The sequence below is a fragment of the Streptomyces sp. WAC03905 genome (assembly GCF_057371075.1).
The window spans coordinates 340,032-355,582 of sequence record NZ_JBXYDZ010000003.1; the positions used below are offsets into that span (position 1 = coordinate 340,032).

General features: G+C 74.5%; 11 protein-coding genes and 1 pseudogene. 3 read left to right on the top strand and 9 right to left on the bottom strand.

Translation table 11 applies throughout. The annotated features are described in order from the left end of the window. Positions 1–99: 99 nt before the first annotated feature. From AC2RP6_RS04455 to AC2RP6_RS04465, 3 genes are all read right to left on the bottom strand, one after another. Positions 100–1,725, bottom strand: coding sequence for a cytochrome P450 (locus AC2RP6_RS04455; RefSeq protein WP_486444932.1), 1,626 nt, complete (start codon positions 1,723–1,725; stop codon positions 100–102). Between the two features lie 88 nt (positions 1,726–1,813). Further along, on the bottom strand, positions 1,814–2,608 hold the full coding sequence (locus AC2RP6_RS04460) for a serine hydrolase domain-containing protein (protein WP_486444933.1): 795 nt from the start codon (positions 2,606–2,608) through the stop codon (positions 1,814–1,816). 144 nt (positions 2,609–2,752) lie between these two features. Beyond that, entirely contained in the window at positions 2,753–6,361 is a 3,609-nt protein-coding gene (locus tag AC2RP6_RS04465; protein WP_486444934.1) for a S8 family serine peptidase, read from the bottom strand. Between the two features lie 188 nt (positions 6,362–6,549). Here AC2RP6_RS04465 and AC2RP6_RS04470 point away from each other — a divergent pair, with 188 nt between their 5' ends. The 3 genes from AC2RP6_RS04470 to AC2RP6_RS04480 all read left to right on the top strand — a co-directional run bounded on the left by AC2RP6_RS04470 (position 6,550) and on the right by AC2RP6_RS04480 (position 10,434). Then, the gene (locus AC2RP6_RS04470; protein WP_486444935.1) at positions 6,550–8,058 is read left to right on the top strand and encodes an MFS transporter; all 1,509 of its coding nucleotides are present in this window, start codon (positions 6,550–6,552) and stop codon (positions 8,056–8,058) included. A 5-nt stretch (positions 8,059–8,063) separates the two neighbouring features. Then, positions 8,064–8,690, top strand: coding sequence for a DUF6629 family protein (locus tag AC2RP6_RS04475; protein ID WP_486444936.1), 627 nt, complete (start codon positions 8,064–8,066; stop codon positions 8,688–8,690). A 91-nt stretch (positions 8,691–8,781) separates the two neighbouring features. Then, positions 8,782–10,434 (top strand): GMC oxidoreductase, encoded by a 1,653-nt coding sequence (locus AC2RP6_RS04480; protein ID WP_486444937.1) that lies wholly within the window; start codon positions 8,782–8,784, stop codon positions 10,432–10,434. A gap of 151 nt (positions 10,435–10,585) precedes the next feature. Here the strand turns inward: AC2RP6_RS04480 and AC2RP6_RS04485 are convergent. The 6 genes and pseudogenes from AC2RP6_RS04485 to AC2RP6_RS04510 form a co-directional block, all read right to left on the bottom strand. Further along, positions 10,586–11,066 (bottom strand): annotated as a pseudogene (locus tag AC2RP6_RS04485) (carboxymuconolactone decarboxylase family protein). Next, positions 11,063–12,145, bottom strand: a complete 1,083-nt coding sequence (locus AC2RP6_RS04490) for an NAD(P)H-dependent amine dehydrogenase family protein (protein WP_486444938.1) — start codon at positions 12,143–12,145, stop codon at positions 11,063–11,065. The pseudogene AC2RP6_RS04485 and the gene AC2RP6_RS04490 overlap by 4 nt, the downstream one beginning before the upstream one ends. Before the next feature lie 69 nt (positions 12,146–12,214). Then, positions 12,215–12,379, bottom strand: coding sequence for a DUF6126 family protein (locus tag AC2RP6_RS04495; protein WP_486444939.1), 165 nt, complete (start codon positions 12,377–12,379; stop codon positions 12,215–12,217). A gap of 15 nt (positions 12,380–12,394) precedes the next feature. Then, positions 12,395–13,063, bottom strand: coding sequence for a helix-turn-helix domain-containing protein (locus AC2RP6_RS04500; protein ID WP_486444940.1), 669 nt, complete (start codon positions 13,061–13,063; stop codon positions 12,395–12,397). An 82-nt stretch (positions 13,064–13,145) separates the two neighbouring features. Beyond that, positions 13,146–13,712, bottom strand: coding sequence for an HPP family protein (locus AC2RP6_RS04505; RefSeq protein ID WP_486444941.1), 567 nt, complete (start codon positions 13,710–13,712; stop codon positions 13,146–13,148). Positions 13,713–13,902: 190 nt separating this feature from the next. Next, positions 13,903–15,438: an ATP-dependent DNA ligase gene (locus AC2RP6_RS04510; RefSeq protein ID WP_486444942.1), complete on the bottom strand. Its 1,536-nt coding sequence runs from the start codon at positions 15,436–15,438 to the stop codon at positions 13,903–13,905. Between the last annotated feature and the right edge of the window lie 113 nt (positions 15,439–15,551).

Below are 15,551 nucleotides of genomic sequence, written 5' to 3' on the forward strand. Positions count from 1 at the left end.
GGTTCGGCAGGGATCTGGGAGGTCAGGGCCGGGCGGTCGGCCGGAGGACGGCGGCGCGGGGAGCGGCCGTCAGCGGCGGGTGAGGGGGTGAGACGGCCGTCAGCGGCGGGTGAGGGTGAGACGTACGCCGTGCGGGTCGAGCGTCACGGGCAGGGGGCCGACGGGGTCGAGGACCGGCCGGGTGCCCGTGATCCGGTGGCCGCGCAGTACCTCGGCGCAGAAGGCGGCCGTGATCATCAGCCCGAGCTGATCGCCGGGGCAGCGGCCGCCGCCGTGGCTGAAGGGCGCCATCCGGACGTCCCGGTCGGCGCCGGGGTTCTTCCACCGGCCCGGTACGAAGACGTGGGCGGCCGGGACCCGTTCGGGGTCGCGCTGGTGGAACGCGGCGGGCAGGAGCACGGCGGTGCCGGCCGGGTGGCGCACGCCCCGCCATTCGGTCTCGTCGCGGGTGACGCGGATCAGGTCCGGCACCACCGGGTACAGGCGCAGCGACTCGCGGACGCAGGCCCGCAGCCTGGGCAGTCGGCCCCGGGCCGGCCCGGCGGCGACCTCGGCGGACGCCTCCGCGGCGGCCGCGTCCTGTTCGCAGGGGTGGGCGCCCAGCAGGAGGAGCGTGCGCAGCACGGTGTCGGGGACGGCGTCCATCGCCAGCAGCCAGAGCCGCGCCTCGTCGGCGGGGTCGACGGCGCCGTCGGGGTCGGTGGTGTCGCCGGGGCCCGCGTGGCGGGCGGCGCGGCCGGCGAGGGTGTCCTCGCCCGCGTGCCGGACGTACGCGCGGATGCGTGCGCGGGTCTTGTCGTGCACCGCTCGCGCGGCGCGGTTCCGGCCGCCGCGCGGGCGCCCGTCCTCGGCGCGCAACTGGGTGAGCCATCCGGCGAGTTCGTCGTCCCCGGCGGCGGCGTCCCCGAGGACGATCCGCCGGGCGGCCCGGTTCACGGCGTGCCGGACGCGCTGGAGTTCGAGGGTGCCGGTGGCGGTCAGGTGCCGGGCCTCCTCGGCGACGACGGCGAGGATCTGCCCGGCGGCGGGGTGCACGGGCAGGCCGGCCGCGAGCACGTCGGCGCTCATCCGCCGCCGCTCGGGGCGCTGTTCGCCGCGGGCGCAGCCGGGGGCGTCGCCGTCCCGGTCGGTCTCGTGAGTGTTCAGACCCCGGCACTTCCGGGGCGGGTCGGCCGCGAGGACGCTGACGGGTTCGGCGTAGAAGCGGCGCAGGTCCCGCGGGTCGAGGAGGACGAGGACCGTCTGGCCGGAGCGGGTGCGGACGAGGGCGGGCGCGTCCCCGTGGCGTGCGCGCAGGGCGCGGAGCGCGGCGGCGGAGGCGCCGGCCTCGCCCGGCCGCCGGCGGCGGGGGCGCGGCCGGCCGGCGGCGGTGAGCAGGGCGCCGAGTGAGCCGAGCACGGTGGTCGTGGTCGCGGGGGCGCCGGCGGGCGGCAGCGCCGCGGGGGGCCCCGCGGGCCGGGCGGCGGAGGTCCGCCGGAGCGGTCCGCGTGCGGTGGCCGGCCGGCCGGGGTCCTCGGCGCCGACCGGTGGCACGGCCGGGCGGGCGTCCGCGAGCGGGGCTCCGCCCCGCAGGGCCCGGCCGGTCCGCTCCGCGGGGCGCGAGGCCGGGTCGGCGTGCGGACGGGCCCCGGCCCGTGTGGACCGCACCGGCAGCCCGGTCCGTTCGGCGAGCGCCCGTACCCGGGCCTTGAGCCCGTGGAGGGCGGCCCCTTGGACCGTACGCATGCGTGAACCTCCGCGGCGGGAACGACGACAACGGCCGGTGACATCTGCATCACCGTACGTCCCGCCCGCGCAGTGCGCGCTTCGAGCGCTACACCCGGGGGATCCCGTCCGACGTGCTGCTGCGGCCTGATCCGGCCGGGGCGAAGACGGCTTCGCGGAAGGTGGTGCGCAGCGGGCCGCCGGCGGCGGGGAGGAGGACCGCCCAGCGGTGGTGGCGCGGGGAGATCCAGACGGCGGGGCCGGGGTCGGTCGGTGCGTGGTGGGTCCAGACGCCGTGCGGGGCGGGCTGCCAGAGGAGGCCGCGGGCGGGCGTGAGTTCGCCCGTGCGGATGCGCAGGGACTCGGCCGTCCAGGCGGGGGTGAGGGGCGCCGGGACGGATCCGTCGTGCGCCGCGCCCGTGCCGCCGTCGGCGCTCGGGTGGAGCAGGCGCCCCAGGAAGAGGGCCAGGTCGGCGAGGGGTGCGCGGAGGATGCCGTCGGCGAGGCGGGTGCGGGTCATGCCGAGTGGGTGCCACACGCGTGCGGCGGCGAGGTCGGCGAGGGGGCTGCCGGAGAGGTGTTCGACGAGGCGGGTGAGGGCGGCCGTGCCCCCGGGGCGGGTGAGGAGGTGGTGGGCGGTGGTTCCGGCGGGGGTGCCCGCCGCGGCCTCGTCCCCGTAGGCGGCCAGCGGCGTGTGCAGCCGCAGCGCGCCCTCGTCGACGAGGGTGCCCACCGCGGGCCACAGGGCGAGCACGGCGGTGAGGCCCGCGACGTCGACGGCCTCGTCCGCTCCGCCCGAGGACGCGTGGGGGCCGTCGGGTCCGCCGACGGCCCATACCGCCCCGGGATCGGCGGACTCCACGAGGGCCCGGACGGCGTCTGCCTCGTCGCTCAGGAGCGTCATGGTCGTCCACGCTAACGACCGGGGCGGCCGGCCCGTGGCAGGTGGCGCGGATCGGCCGGGCCGGCCACCCGAATGGGCCGGAAGCCGGGTGGGTGCCCGGACGCGCAGGGGGCGGGGCCGGTGGGCCCCGCCCCCTTCACCGGGTCAGCCCTTGTCGGGGCGGTCGGTCACCCGGAGGGTGTTCAGCAGGGGCTTGCCGAATCCCGAGTGCGTCACGAAGCGGACGTTGAGCACGCCGTCCGTGACCGTGACCGTGTAGGTGCGGGTCACGGCCTTGTAGGTGCCCGCCTCCAGCGAGATGTCGAGGGAGGGCAGGACCTGCGCGCCTTCGGCGAGGACGTCGAAGACCCGCTTGTTCGGCTTGGTGGAGGAGAGCTCGGCGAAGCCGAGTTCCACCGTGTAGGTGCCGTTGGGCACGTTGTCGAAGCGGTACTCGTACATGCCCTCGCGGGCGTTGCGGAAGAGCCGCTGCTCGTCCGTGCCGGCGATGGTGCGGCCGGTGGACTGGACGGTGCCGTTGCCCTGGTAGCCGTACGAGCCCGGCGTGTACCTGCGGTCCGGGGACCAGGCGTCGCCGAGGGCGTCGGTGGAGCCGTAGCCGGAGCCGGCGTCCACGCCGACCTGGTAGCGCGGGACGACGACCTTGACCGGGACGGTGAGGACCGGGGTGCGGCCGCTCGCCGAGGCGATCTTCAGGTCGGTGGTGAGGACCGTGCCGGGCGCCAGTCCGGTCGTGTCGACCGAGAGGGTGACCGGGACCCTGCCGCCCGTCGGCAGTTCGCCGCTCGCGGGTGCGGCCGCCAGCCAGGCCGCGTCCTCGGACACGGTGAAGGCCGTGCCGAGACCGGGGTTGGTGAGGTCCAGGGTCCGCGTCCGCTGCTGGTCGGCCGGGAGCACGACCTCCAGCGCCGACCGGGACGCCGTCACCCTGCCGGTGCGCAGGGACTGCGTGACCGTCGTGACGTCGGCGGCCTTGACGTCCACGGTGGCGGTGGCGGGCTCGTACTGGGCCGCCGCGAGGGAGACGGTCCGCGCGCCGGAGGGGCTCTGGACGACGTAGCCGCCGTCCGCGGCGGTGGTCGCCGACACCGCGGTGTCGCCGGTGCCGACGGTCACCGTGGCTCCGGCGACGCCGTTGCCGTCGTTGGCGTCGAGGACCCGTCCGGCCACCACGCCGCTCTTGGTGGTGCGGAAGGCGATGGACAGGCCGTCGGTGATGACCGCGGTGTTGAAGGAGTACTTGAAGGCGTCGGTTCCGGTGGCGTTCTCCACGCCGACGGTGGCCGTGGAGCCGCCCTTGATGCCGGTGCCGCCGGTTCCCTTGTAGGAGTAGGTGACGGTGCCGTCCTCGCCGATCGCCGCGGAGAAGGAGAACTTCTCGGCCTGCGCCGACCAGTGGGCCACCTCGCGCCACTCGATCACGTACGCGCGGTGCGGGGCGGTGCCGGTGACGGCGGTGAGGACGCCGGAGCCGCTGCCCGCCGCGCCGACGACCAGGTCGTCCCAGAAGGGGTAGAGGGCGGCGTTGGGCGTGGCCGTGCTCGGGAGGTCCCCGTTGATGTCGCCGGTGTGGTTGCCGCCGAAGCTGACCGTGCCGTTCGTGCCGATCCAGGCCTGGGCGTAGGTCTTGCCGTAGAGCGGCAGCGGGAAGGGCAGGTCGACCCGTTCGGTGGTGTTGTCGCCGGTGAGGGCGAGCTGGGCGCTGCCCGCCCGGTAGGGCCGGTCGCTCGCGGTGGCGCAGGCGTAGCCGTAGCCGTCGGTGCGCTCGGGCAGGTTCACGGTGACGGTGGTGTCCCCGCCGACGGTGACCTCGGCGGTGCCGGCGCCGAGGCAGCGGGAGGCGTGGGTGGCGTTCACCCGGTAGGTGCCGTGGGGCAGGGTGACCTCGAAACGGCCCTGGGCGTCGGTGGTGGCGGTCAGCGGGGTGTCGGCGATGGTGACGGCGGCCCCCGCGGCCGGCCCGGAGGCGGAGACGACGGTGCCGGTGACCTTGCCGGAGGCCGCCTGGGTGAGGGTGAAGTCGCCGGTGGCGGTGCCGTTCTCGGTCACGGTGGCGGTGGCCGCCTCCTGGCCGTAGCCGAACTTGGCGGCGGTCAGGGTGTACTCGCCCACGGACAGGGCCGGGAAGGTGTAGCTGCCGTCGGCCGCCGTGGTGGTCGTACGGTCGATCGGGCCGTCGGCGGTGACCTTCACGCCGGCGAGGGGCCCACCGCCGGAGCGGACGGTGCCGCCGAGGGCGCCGATCGCGCCGCGCGGGGCGGCGTTGACGGCGGCCAGCACGTCGAGCCGGCCCTCGCCGAAGACGTTGTTGTCCGCGGCGTTGCCACCGCACTGGCTGCTGTCGGTGTCCAGGGCGGTGCCGTCGAGGAGGGACTCGGTCTGCGCGACGTCGCCTTCGAGGGCCGGGGCGGCGGACCACAGCAGGGCCACGGCGGCCGCGGTGTGCGGCGAGGCCATGGAGGTGCCGGAGAAGGCCTCGTACGCGCCGCCGGGGACGGAGGAGCGGACGTTCACGCCCGGGGCGGAGATGTTGGGCTTGACGATGCCGCCGGGGCCGGCTCCGCGCGAGGAGAAGGACGCGATCGCGTTGTTGATGTCGAAGGCGCCGGAGCTGTAGGAGCTGGCGTAGTCGCCCGGTGAGCCGCTGGTGGAGCATCCGGGGCCGGCGTTGCCGTTGGAGAAGGCCGGGAAGATCCCGGCGGCCCGCCAGGTGTCGACGATCTGCTGGTACCAGGTGTCGCCGCCCGAGCCGCCCCAGGAGTTGTTGACGATGTGCGGGGCGAGGTCGGGCCGCGGGTTCTGCCCGTTCAGGTCGGTCGGTGCGACGATCCACTGGCCGGAGGCGAGCAGCGAGGCCTCGGAGCAGGAGTTGGACTCGCAGCCCTTGGCGGCGATCCAGCGGGCGCCGGGGGCGACGCCGATCTTGTTGGCGCCGCCGTCGTCGCCGACCATCGTGCCCATGGTGTGGGTGCCGTGGTCGTTGTTGTCGCACGGCGCGGCGCCCGCGCAGACGCCCGCCGGGTCGAACCAGTTGTAGGCGTGGGAGTAGCTGCCGTCCGCGTTCCTGCCGCGGTACTGGTTGGCGACGGCCGGGTGCGTGAAGTCGACGCCGCTGTCGATGTTGGCGACGACGATGCCCTCGCCGCGGACGCCGATCCGGTCCCACACCTGCGGGGCCTTGATCCGGTCGATGTTCCACTCGACGGCGTCGGCGACGGCCTTCTCGCGTTTGCCCTCGGCGGGTTTGGGGAGGTCGACCTTGTCGTCGGCGTCGATCCGGGCGACCTCGGGGCGCTGCGCGAGGGTGCCGGCGAGCTTCTCGCTGCCGACCACGCGCACGGCGTTCACGATCCAGTACGAGGTGTACTCGGCCCCGGCGCCTTGCAGGGCCTTGATGACGTCGGCCTGGCTGCGCGCGGCGTGGTCCTTCTTCGTCCTCAGCACGGTCTCGGCCTTGGCGGCGCGGGTCTGCTGCTTCCCCGCGGCGGTGAGGTCGGCGGCGCTGTCGAGGTAGACCCAGAAGACGGCCTTGGCCGAGCCGTCGAGCTGGGCGCGGAGCTTGGGTTCGATCTTGCGCTCGGCCGCGGTCGGCGCGCCGGGGCCGGGATCCGGTGCGGCTGCGGCGACGCCCGCGCCGAGCGGGAGCAGCAGGACCGAGGTGAGGGCGGCGAACGCCGTGCGTAAGGACGGTGCGGACCTGGCCGGCCTCGTGGGCCGTAGGGCTCGTGAGGACCGCTTGTCGCGTTGGGCCACGTGTTGTCTCCTCGTACGCCGTGTGCGGGATGTGCGGGAAGGGTGTGCGTGACGTGCGCGGGTCATGGTGAAGGAGGCGTCATGTTCATTACAAGAGGGCCTTATGAGCCGACCCCGGGGGTCCGGGACCCGGGCGGGGGCGGCGCGCCCCGCTGGCCCTTCCGCGCCGGGCGCGCCAGCCTGAAGGCATGACCGTGCCCGCCGAGTCGCCCGACGCGCCGCCCGGGCCCGCCGTCCCGCTGGCCTCGGCGCGCGGCCGGTGGATCCTGCTCGCCACGGTGCTCGGGTCGACCATGGCCATGCTGGACTCGACGGTCGTGAACGTGGCGCTCCCGCGGATCGGGGAGGACCTCGACGCCGATCTGGCGGTGCTCCAGTGGACGGTGAACGCCTATCTGCTCACGCTGGCCGGGCTGATCCTGGTCGGCGGGGCCCTCGGTGACCGCTTCGGCCGCCGCCGGATCTTCGTCCTGGGCACGGTGTGGTTCGCGGTGGGCTCCCTGCTGTGCGGGATCGCCCCGAACGCCGGCGTCCTGGTGGCCGCGCGGGCCCTGCAGGGCATCGGCGGGGCGCTGCTGACCCCCGGCTCCCTCGCCCTGATCCAGGGCTCGATCCGGGCCGGCGACCGGGGTCGCGCCGTGGGCCTGTGGTCGGGGCTGGGCGGGGTGGGCGCGGCGGTGGGGCCCTTCCTCGGCGGCTGGCTGGTCGACGGGCCGGGCTGGCGGTGGGTGTTCCTGCTGAACGTGCCGGTGGCCGCGCTGTGCGTGCCCGTGGCACTGCGACACGTACCGGAGTCGCGGGACCCGCAGGCGCACGGGCGGTTCGACGTGGCCGGGGCGGTGCTCGGCGCGGGCGCCCTGGGCCTGGTCACCTACGCGCTGATCGAGGCCTCGTCGGGCACCGCGCCGGTGATCGCCGCGGCGGTGGGCGGTGTGCTGCTGGGCACCGCCTTCGTGTGGGTGGAGCGGCACCGCGCCGACCCGATGGTGCCGCCGGACATCTTCGCCTCGCGGCAGTTCACGGCCGTCAACCTCGTCACCCTGTGCGTGTACGCGGCCTTCAGCGGCTTCTTCTTCCTCGTCGTGCTGCAGCTGCAGGTGGTGGCCTGGTACTCGGCGCTCGGCGCGGGTGCGGCGCTGCTGCCGACGACGCTGCTGATGCTGCTGCTGTCGGCCCGCTCGGGCGAATTCGCCGAGCGGATCGGGCCGCGCGTCCCGCTCACCGTGGGGCCACTGCTGTGCGCGGCCGGGATCCTGCTGACGCTGCGGGTGGGCCCGGGGGCCTCGTACGTGGCGGACGTGCTGCCCGCCATGGTGGTGATGGGGCTGGGCATGGTGACCCTGGTGGCCCCCCTGACGGCGACCGTGCTGTCGTCGGTGGATCCGGGGCGGGCGGGCCTGGCGAGCGGCATCAACAACGCCGCGGCCCGCGCGGCCGGGCTGCTCGCGGTGGCGGCGCTGCCGCTGCTGGCCGGAATGGGCCCGGAGTCGTACCTCTCGGCAACGCAGTTCGACGCGGCCTTCGGGCGGGCCATGCCGTGGTGCGCGGGGGCCCTCGTGGCCGGAGCCGTCGTGGCCTGGGCGACCGTACGCTCCCCCGCGCCCGGGGTGTGCCACCCGCAGTGCCACACGCACTGCGCGCTGTCCTCGCCGCCGCTCGAACCCCGCGAGCGGGGTGACCGCACCGCGCCGGGCTGATCCCCGTGTGCTGGAGCGCGACGGCCGATCTGGTGGCGGGCACGGCGGTCGCCGCCGTCGGACTCGTGTGCGTGGCGCGCGTACGGCGGGCCCGCGACCTGCTCGTGGCCGCGCTGCCGCTGCTGCTGGGCGTTCACCAGCTCGTGGAGGCCGCGGTGTGGGGCACGGGCGGCGGGTGCTCACCGGCCGCCACCGCCTGGGCCGTGATCGCCCTGCCCGTGCTGCCCGTGTGGGTGCCCGTGGGGGTGCTGCTCGCGGCGGCGCCCGGCGCGCGGCGGCGCCTGTGGTGGCCGCTGGCCGTGGGTCTCGCGACCGCGGCGGTGCTGGTGCACGCCCTCGCGACCGGGCCGGTGACGGCCGAGATCCGGGGCCGCACGATCGGCTACGGCGTGAATGTTCCGTGGACGGCCCTGGTCCTGACGGGCTATCTGTCCGCCACCCTGGGCGCCCTGCTGCTCGCCGGGGACCGGTGGCTGCGGACCCTCGCCGCGGTGCTGGGGGCGGGGGCGCTGGCCTGCTCAGCGCTGTGGCGGCTGGAATTCGCCTCGACCTGGTGCGCCTTCGCCGCGGTCGCCTCGCTGCTGGTGCTGGGCTGGGTCCGGGGCCGGGAACCGGCCGCCCGGGGCCGCTGATCGACCGAAAGTTACCTAGACGTATGTAGTGACTTCACACGCGGGCGGCAGTAGAACTCGTTCCCATTCCATCGAGAGTGAGGAACGTCACATGGGTGACAACACCCTGCCCAAAAGAGGCTCCAATGGAATTTCCCGTCGCGGATTCCTGGGTAGAACAGGTTCCATCATCGGGGCCGTGGCCCTGGCCGGTCACCTCTCTCCCGCGGCGGCGCAAGCGGCCCCGGCCGTAGCGCCGGGACCGATCGGCGACGGCGCCCGGGTACCGGTCCTGGTCATCGGCACCGGCTACGGCGGGTCGGTCGCGGCGCTGCGGCTGGCACAGGCCGGAGTCGACGTGCAGATGATCGAGATGGGCATGAACTGGGACACCCCGGGCCCGGACGGCAAGATCTTCCCGAAGGTGACCAGTCCGGACTACCGCTCGTTCTGGCTGCGCACCCGGACGAAGGCGCCGCTCAGCAACTTCCTCGGCTTCCCCATCGACAAGGACGTCCCCAAGTACACGGGGATCCTCGACGCCGAGGACTTCGCCGGCATCACCGTCTACCAGGGCCGCGGCGTCGGCGGCGGATCGCTGGTCAACGGCGGCATGGCGGTCACGCCCAAGCGCGCGAACTTCGCGGCCGTGCTGCCGTCGGTGAACGCCGACGAGATGTACGACACCTACTACCCGCGGGCCAACGCCGGTCTCGGCGTCGGGATGATCGACCCGGCCTGGTTCGACACCGCCGACTGCTACCAGTTCTCCCGGGTCGGCCGCAAGCACGCCCAGCGGTCCGGCTTCGCCTGGACCTTCGTGCCCGACGTGTACGACTGGGACTACATGAAGAAGGAGGCGGCGGGCACCGCCACCAAGTCCGCCCTGGCCGGCGAGATCCTCTACGGCAACAACGCGGGCAAGAAGTCGCTCGTCCAGACCTACCTCGCCCGGGCCGGCGCCACCGGCCGGGTCACCATCTCGCCGCTGCACAAGGTCACCACGGTCTCCCCCGCCGCGGGCGGCGGCTACACCGTCGCCATCGACCAGCTCAACACCACCGGCGACACGGTGGCCACCAAGACCGTCACCGCCGAGCGGGTGTTCTTCGCCGCCGGCAGCGTCGGCACCAGCAAGCTCCTGGTCAAGCTGAAGGCCACCGGTGCCCTGCCGAACCTCAACGGCGAGGTGGGCAAGGGCTGGGGCGAGAACGGCAACGTCATGTGCGGCCGCGCCAACCACATGTGGGACCCGACCGGCAAGCTCCAGTCGACCATCCCCTGCTCCGGCATCGACAACTGGGACGCCGGCGGCGCCTTCGCCGAGGTCGCCCCGCTCCCCACCGGGATCGAGACCTACGCCTCCTTCTACCTGTCGATCACGAAGAACCCCAACCGGGCCGAGTTCACCTGGAACGCCGCGACGGGCAGGGCCGACCTGAGCTGGCAGGCGGCCTGGAAGCAGCCGTCCATCACCATGGCCAGGACCATCTTCGACAGGATCAACTCGAAGGAGGGCACGATCTACCGGACCGACCTGTTCGGTGGCAACAAGATCTGGAACGACACCCTCACCTACCACCCGCTCGGCGGCGCGGTCCTGAACAGGGCGACCGACAACTACGGGCGTCTGCACGGCTACACCGGCCTGTACGTGATCGACGGCGCGCTCATCCCCGGCAACGCGAGCGTGAATCCCTTCGTCACCATCACGGCGCTCGCCGAGCGGAACATCGAGAAGATCATCGCCACCGACCTGACGTAGGGCCGCGTCCTCCCCCCAGCGGCCGGGGCCGTTCGGATCGCCGAACGGCCCCTTTTGCCTGTCCGCGGACCTGTCCGCCTGCCTGACCGCCCTCCGGTCCGCATGCCGATCCGCATGCCGGCCCGCCCGCCGGTCCGCACACCACGGCCCCTCAGTGCCCGGGCAGCACGCAGACGCTGTCGAGGCCCAGCACGTGGTTGAGCCGCCCGAAGGCCAGCCACGACCCGATGCTCATCGTGCAGCTCCACGATCTCCAGCTGGCTGTAGTGTGCGGTCATCCGGTCCCAGAACTCCTCGTCGAGCCCGTGGTGGTCGAGGGTGTACCGCTCGGCGTACTCCGCCGCCAGGCGGGTGCGGTCGTCGAAGGCGTCGGTGGTGCGCCACTCGGTGACCGCGTCGGCGAACTCCTCCTCGACCTTCAGGCCGTCCCGTTCGGTGCGCCAGTCCAGGCAGAAGACGCACCCGTTGATCTGTGCGACGCGCAGCCGGGCCGCCTCGAACTCCCGCAGCCCCAGCGTGGTGTGGGCGTACACCGACAGGGAGAAGTTCGCGGCGGCCATGCCGATCCCGGGGACCATGTCGCCCCACACGTACTCGATCGGGTGCTGGCCTTCGGGGATGTCGATCCTCATGACGGTTTCCTTCCGAGTCTGCCGGTGGCGGGGCGCAGCGGGACGTCGAGGGCGTCGTAGAGCCCGGGCTCCGCCTCGGTGAGCCAGTCGATGGCACCGACGAGACGGCCGACGGCGGTGGCGTTGCCGCCCGCGGAGCGGTTCTCGCCCTCGTCGGTGGCTTCGACGGTGACCTCGATGCGGGGGCGGCCCTCGATGACGACGCGGTGGGCGCCGTCGCCGCCGTCCGGCGGCACGGGCCAGTCCGGGGCGCAGGAGGGGTGGATGCGGGTGACGTGCTCGATGACGATGCGGGGCTCGCCCGCGACGACGCCCTGGACCTCGAAGCGGATCGCGCCCTGGGTGCCCGCCTCGAAGTCGCCCATGGTGGGGGTGGTCACGGTGGCGTCGAGGGCCCGTCGCTCCGAGGTCTCGCGGATCTCGTCGAGTTCGACGCCGAGCGCCCGGGCCATCATCCGTATCTGGCCGCCCCAGACCATCGTCGGTACGGACGGCATGAGCATCATCGGCTCGAAGTCCATGGGGTGGCCCATGCCGATGAGGTTGCGGACGGAGTCGGGCTGGTCGTAGGTGGAGTAGTCGAAGATCTCCTGGCAGCGGACGGCGTCGATCGTGGTGCCGAGGCCGCTGATCAGGAGCGGGAGGACGTCGTTGCCCCAGCCGGGGTCGACGCCGGAGGCGAAGAGCGAGCCGCCGCCCTCCGCGACGGCCGCGAGCACCGGGTCGCGGAACTCCGGCGGGGCGCTGCGGTGGTCGTACAGCGGGTAGAGGGCCGGGCTCACCACGACCGCACCCGCCCGGATCGCACGGGTGATGTCGGCGAGGGCGTCGTCGGGCCGGACGTCACCGGACGCGGCGTACACCACGGCCCGGGGGCGGCCGGCCAGTACCGATGCGGCGTCGTCGGTGGCCTCGACCCCCAACAGGTGGTCGAGGCCTCCGAGTTCACCCGCGTCGCGGCCGACCTTGGCTGGATTGCGGACGATGACTGCGGACAGTTTCAGCGCGGGATGGGCCGCGACGGCGCGGATGGCCAGACGGCCGACGTTGCCGGTACCCCAGACAACCGTGGGAATCATGCGCGGAGGGTAGCCACGACCCCCGCACCTTTCCATAGCCGTGCGGCACCGGTTCGCGCGCTCCGGGACTTACTGGTTCTGGCCACCCAGGACGAAGAGGAGGTAGACGAAGAAGGCGAAGAGGTGGCCGACGAAGAGGTAGGCGACGAGCCGGATGATCAGGCCGCGCGGGAACTTGGCCTCGAAACGCGCGCGTACGCCGGCGGGCTTGTCCGCAGGGGGCACGGGGGTCATGGACGGGCTCCTCGCCTATCGGTGGTGCGTGGTGGTCGCGGCCCCGCCGAGGCACAGCCCGGCGAGGCTGCTCTGCAGCAGGGTGTGGACGAACAGCAGGTCGGCGCCGCCGGAGGAGGCCGCGCCGATCCGGTGGGGGGTCAGGGAATCGAAGTGGGCGCTGTCCCCCGGCCCCAGCAGGTGCTCGGCCTCGCCCAGGTGCAGGCGGAGCCGGCCGTCGAGGACGTACAGCCATTCCTCGCCGGGATGGACGCGGACCAGGTCGTCGGGGCCGCGGCCGTGCGGGACGTGCACGCGCAGCGCCTGCATCCCGCGCCCGGCGCCGCCCGCCTGCCAGTACGTCCAGCCGTCGGCCTCGCGGGCGCCGGGACCGCCGGCCCGTACGATGGGATCGGCGACGGCGGGGGTCTCGCCGAGCAGCTCGGAGACCGTCGTACCGTAGGTGCGGGCGAGGCCGAGCAGAAGCGGCAGCGAGGGCTGGCGACGGCCGGTCTCCAGCCGCGACAGATGGGCGGGCGAGAGCCGGGCCCGGGCGGCGGCGGCCTCCAGGGTGAGACCGGCGCGGCGGCGCAGCTCGCGCAGCTGTGGTGCGACGGCGGGCAGCTCGTCGGCGGCGGCTTCAGAGCCGTGGGCGGCTTCGGGGCCGTGCGCGTCGTCGGCGCCGGGAGCGGGACCGGGGTTCATGCCCCGATTGAGCCAGAGTCTTGCCTTGCTGGCAAACCGCATTGCCTCTGAGGCAAATCACGGTGGCGTCGTGGGATGCGCGCTACCACCAGCGCACGGGGTAGCGGGGCGCCGCCGGGCGCAGGCGGGAGGCGGCGAGACCGCCCAGGACGAGGACGACGGTGGCGCAGAACAGCAGCGGGACGAACCGCGCGGGCGCCGGGTACTGCAGCACGACGACGACCGCGGTGGCGCAGGCGGGCGAATGCGGGGTCCGGGCGACGCTGGTGGCCGCGAAGGTCAGGCCGGCGGCCAGTGCCGCGCTCCATGGGCTGCCCGGCAGCGCGGCGAGGACCGCGTAGCCGGAGGCGGCGCCGAGGAGGTGGGCGACCACGACGGTCCGGGGCTGGGCCGTGTGCAGGGTGGGGGTGTAGTGGAGGACGGCGGCGCTGGCGGCCAGGGACGGTATGAGGACGGGTTCGGTGATCAGCGCGCCCAGGGCGGCGAGGGCCAGGAGGGAGGCGGCGACCGCGCCCGTTCCGGGGAGGGCGGCGACGACGGCGGCCCGGGCCCGGTGCAGTCGCCCCGACCTCCTCACGGGCGGGGGATCGTCGCGGGGCGCCTCCGGGCCGGACGACGGCCTGCGGGTCAGCACGGAGTCAAGGTCCACGGCGGCGGCTCCTGGCACGGCGGGGTCACGGGCACGGTCTGCGGGTCGACGCGGCGGTCCCGCAAGGGGCCGGCACGTGGACAGCCACCGTGGCCCGCGCGCCTGTCACCGCCCTACGGCACGTCCATGACGCGGCGTTCCCCACACCGGCCCGTAACCGGGCGAGGTACGGACAAGCGGGCCGGTGGCCTCAGACGGCGCGTCCCTGGCCCAGGACCGCCTCGACGGTGTCGGCCTGCTCGGGTGTCTTGTCCGGGCGGTGCCTGACCACCCGTGCGAAGCGCAGGGCCACACCGGCCGGGTAGCGCGTCGAACGCTGCAGGCCGTCGTAGGCGATCTCCACCACCAGTTCGGGCCGGACCCGTACGGTGAACCCGTCGTCCGAGGTGGCGAGCGCGCCCAGGGCCTGCGTCTGCCAGCGCAGCATCTCGTCGGTGAGGCCCTTGAAGGTCTTGCCGAGCATGGCGTAGGTGCCGTCGGCGGCGCGCGCGCCCAGGTGCAGGTTGGACAGCAGTCCGGTGCGCCGGCCGTGGCCCCATTCGGCGGCGAGGACGACCAGGTCCAGGGTGTGCACCGGTTTCACCTTCAGCCAGTGCTTGCCGCGCCGGCCGGCCGCGTAGGCCGACTCCAGGGCCTTGACCACCACGCCCTCGTGGCCGCGGCGCAGGGTCTCGGCCCAGAACTCCACGGCCTCGGCCTCCTGCGCCGCCGGGTCCCGCACCTCCAGCCGGCCGACCCGGGCGCTCGCGGGCACGAGGGCGGCCAAGGCCGCGTACCGCTCGCGGACGGGGAGGTCGAGGAGGACGTCGTCGCCGACGGCCAGGACGTCGAAGAAGTAGGGGACGACCGGCAGCGTCCGGCGGGCGGCGTCCACGTCCAGCCGGGAGCCGACCCGGCTCGCGATCTCCTGGAAGGGGACGGGGCGGCCGTCCGCCGTCTGCCCGATGACCTCCCCGTCGAGGATGAACCGCTCCCCGGGCAGCGACCGGGCGAGGTCCGCCACTTCCGGCAGCCGGCCGGTGATCTCGTCGAGGGAGCGCGTGTAGACCCGTACGTCCTCCCCCTCGCGGTGGACCTGCACGCGGATCCCGTCGAGCTTCTCCTCCACCACGCACGGGCCGAGCGCGGCCAGTGCCTCGGTCACCGACGCGGCCGTACCCGCCAGCATCGGCTGTACGGGCCGGCCCACCCGCAGGGTCACGGCGCGCAGCGCCTCGGGGCCGCCGGTCAGCACCGCCTCGGCCACCCGGGGCAGCGAGCCGTCCAGCATCACCGCCCGGCGCAGCTCGGCGGCGGGCACTGAGGCGGCCGCGGCCACACCCTCCAGGGCCACCGCGTCGAGCGCGCCCTGGCGCACCTCCCCGGACAGCAGGCTGCGCAGGAACGCCTGCTCGGCCTCGGTGGCCGCGCCGAGCAGGCCGGCGACGATCCCGCTGCGCCGGGCGGCGGACCCGGCGCCGGCCTCGGCGACCAGCCCGCTGACCGCCGTGTCGACGTCGCGGACGGTGAGGGTGGGCTCGACGGCCGGCGGGATCTCCTGGCCCAGGGTCCGCCAGCCGATGCCGGGACGGCCCTGCGGGAGACGTCCGGCCAGGTAGGAGATGACCAGCCCGGCCTCGTCGGGCGGGGCCGCGGCGAAGAGTTCCGCGAGCAGCGCGGTCTTGCGGGACCGGGCGGAAGTGGCGGCGACTTCCCGGGACACACGGGCGACCTCGGCCAGCAGCATGCGGCCATCCTGCCGTCCGGCGGCACGATGCGCAGGTCGGACGGCAGGACGGCAGCGGAGGTCGGACAGACGCAGGCCCCCGTACCGCGGCCGAGGGCGGGCGAGCGGGCGCG

What these genes read in the sequence shown, in the direction of transcription:
- AC2RP6_RS04480 (WP_486444937.1), top strand. Translation starts at nt 8,782, where the DNA reads ATGGGTGACAACACCCTGCCCAAAAGAGGCTCCAATGGAATTTCCCGT.
- AC2RP6_RS04510 (WP_486444942.1), bottom strand. Translation starts at nt 15,438, where the DNA reads ATGCTGCTGGCCGAGGTCGCCCGTGTGTCCCGGGAAGTCGCCGCCACT.
- AC2RP6_RS04460 (WP_486444933.1), bottom strand. Translation starts at nt 2,608, where the DNA reads ATGACGCTCCTGAGCGACGAGGCAGACGCCGTCCGGGCCCTCGTGGAG.
- AC2RP6_RS04500 (WP_486444940.1), bottom strand. Translation starts at nt 13,063, where the DNA reads ATGAACCCCGGTCCCGCTCCCGGCGCCGACGACGCGCACGGCCCCGAA.
- AC2RP6_RS04455 (WP_486444932.1), bottom strand. Translation starts at nt 1,725, where the DNA reads ATGCGTACGGTCCAAGGGGCCGCCCTCCACGGGCTCAAGGCCCGGGTA.
- AC2RP6_RS04495 (WP_486444939.1), bottom strand. Translation starts at nt 12,379, where the DNA reads ATGACCCCCGTGCCCCCTGCGGACAAGCCCGCCGGCGTACGCGCGCGT.
- AC2RP6_RS04470 (WP_486444935.1), top strand. Translation starts at nt 6,550, where the DNA reads ATGACCGTGCCCGCCGAGTCGCCCGACGCGCCGCCCGGGCCCGCCGTC.
- AC2RP6_RS04490 (WP_486444938.1), bottom strand. Translation starts at nt 12,145, where the DNA reads ATGATTCCCACGGTTGTCTGGGGTACCGGCAACGTCGGCCGTCTGGCC.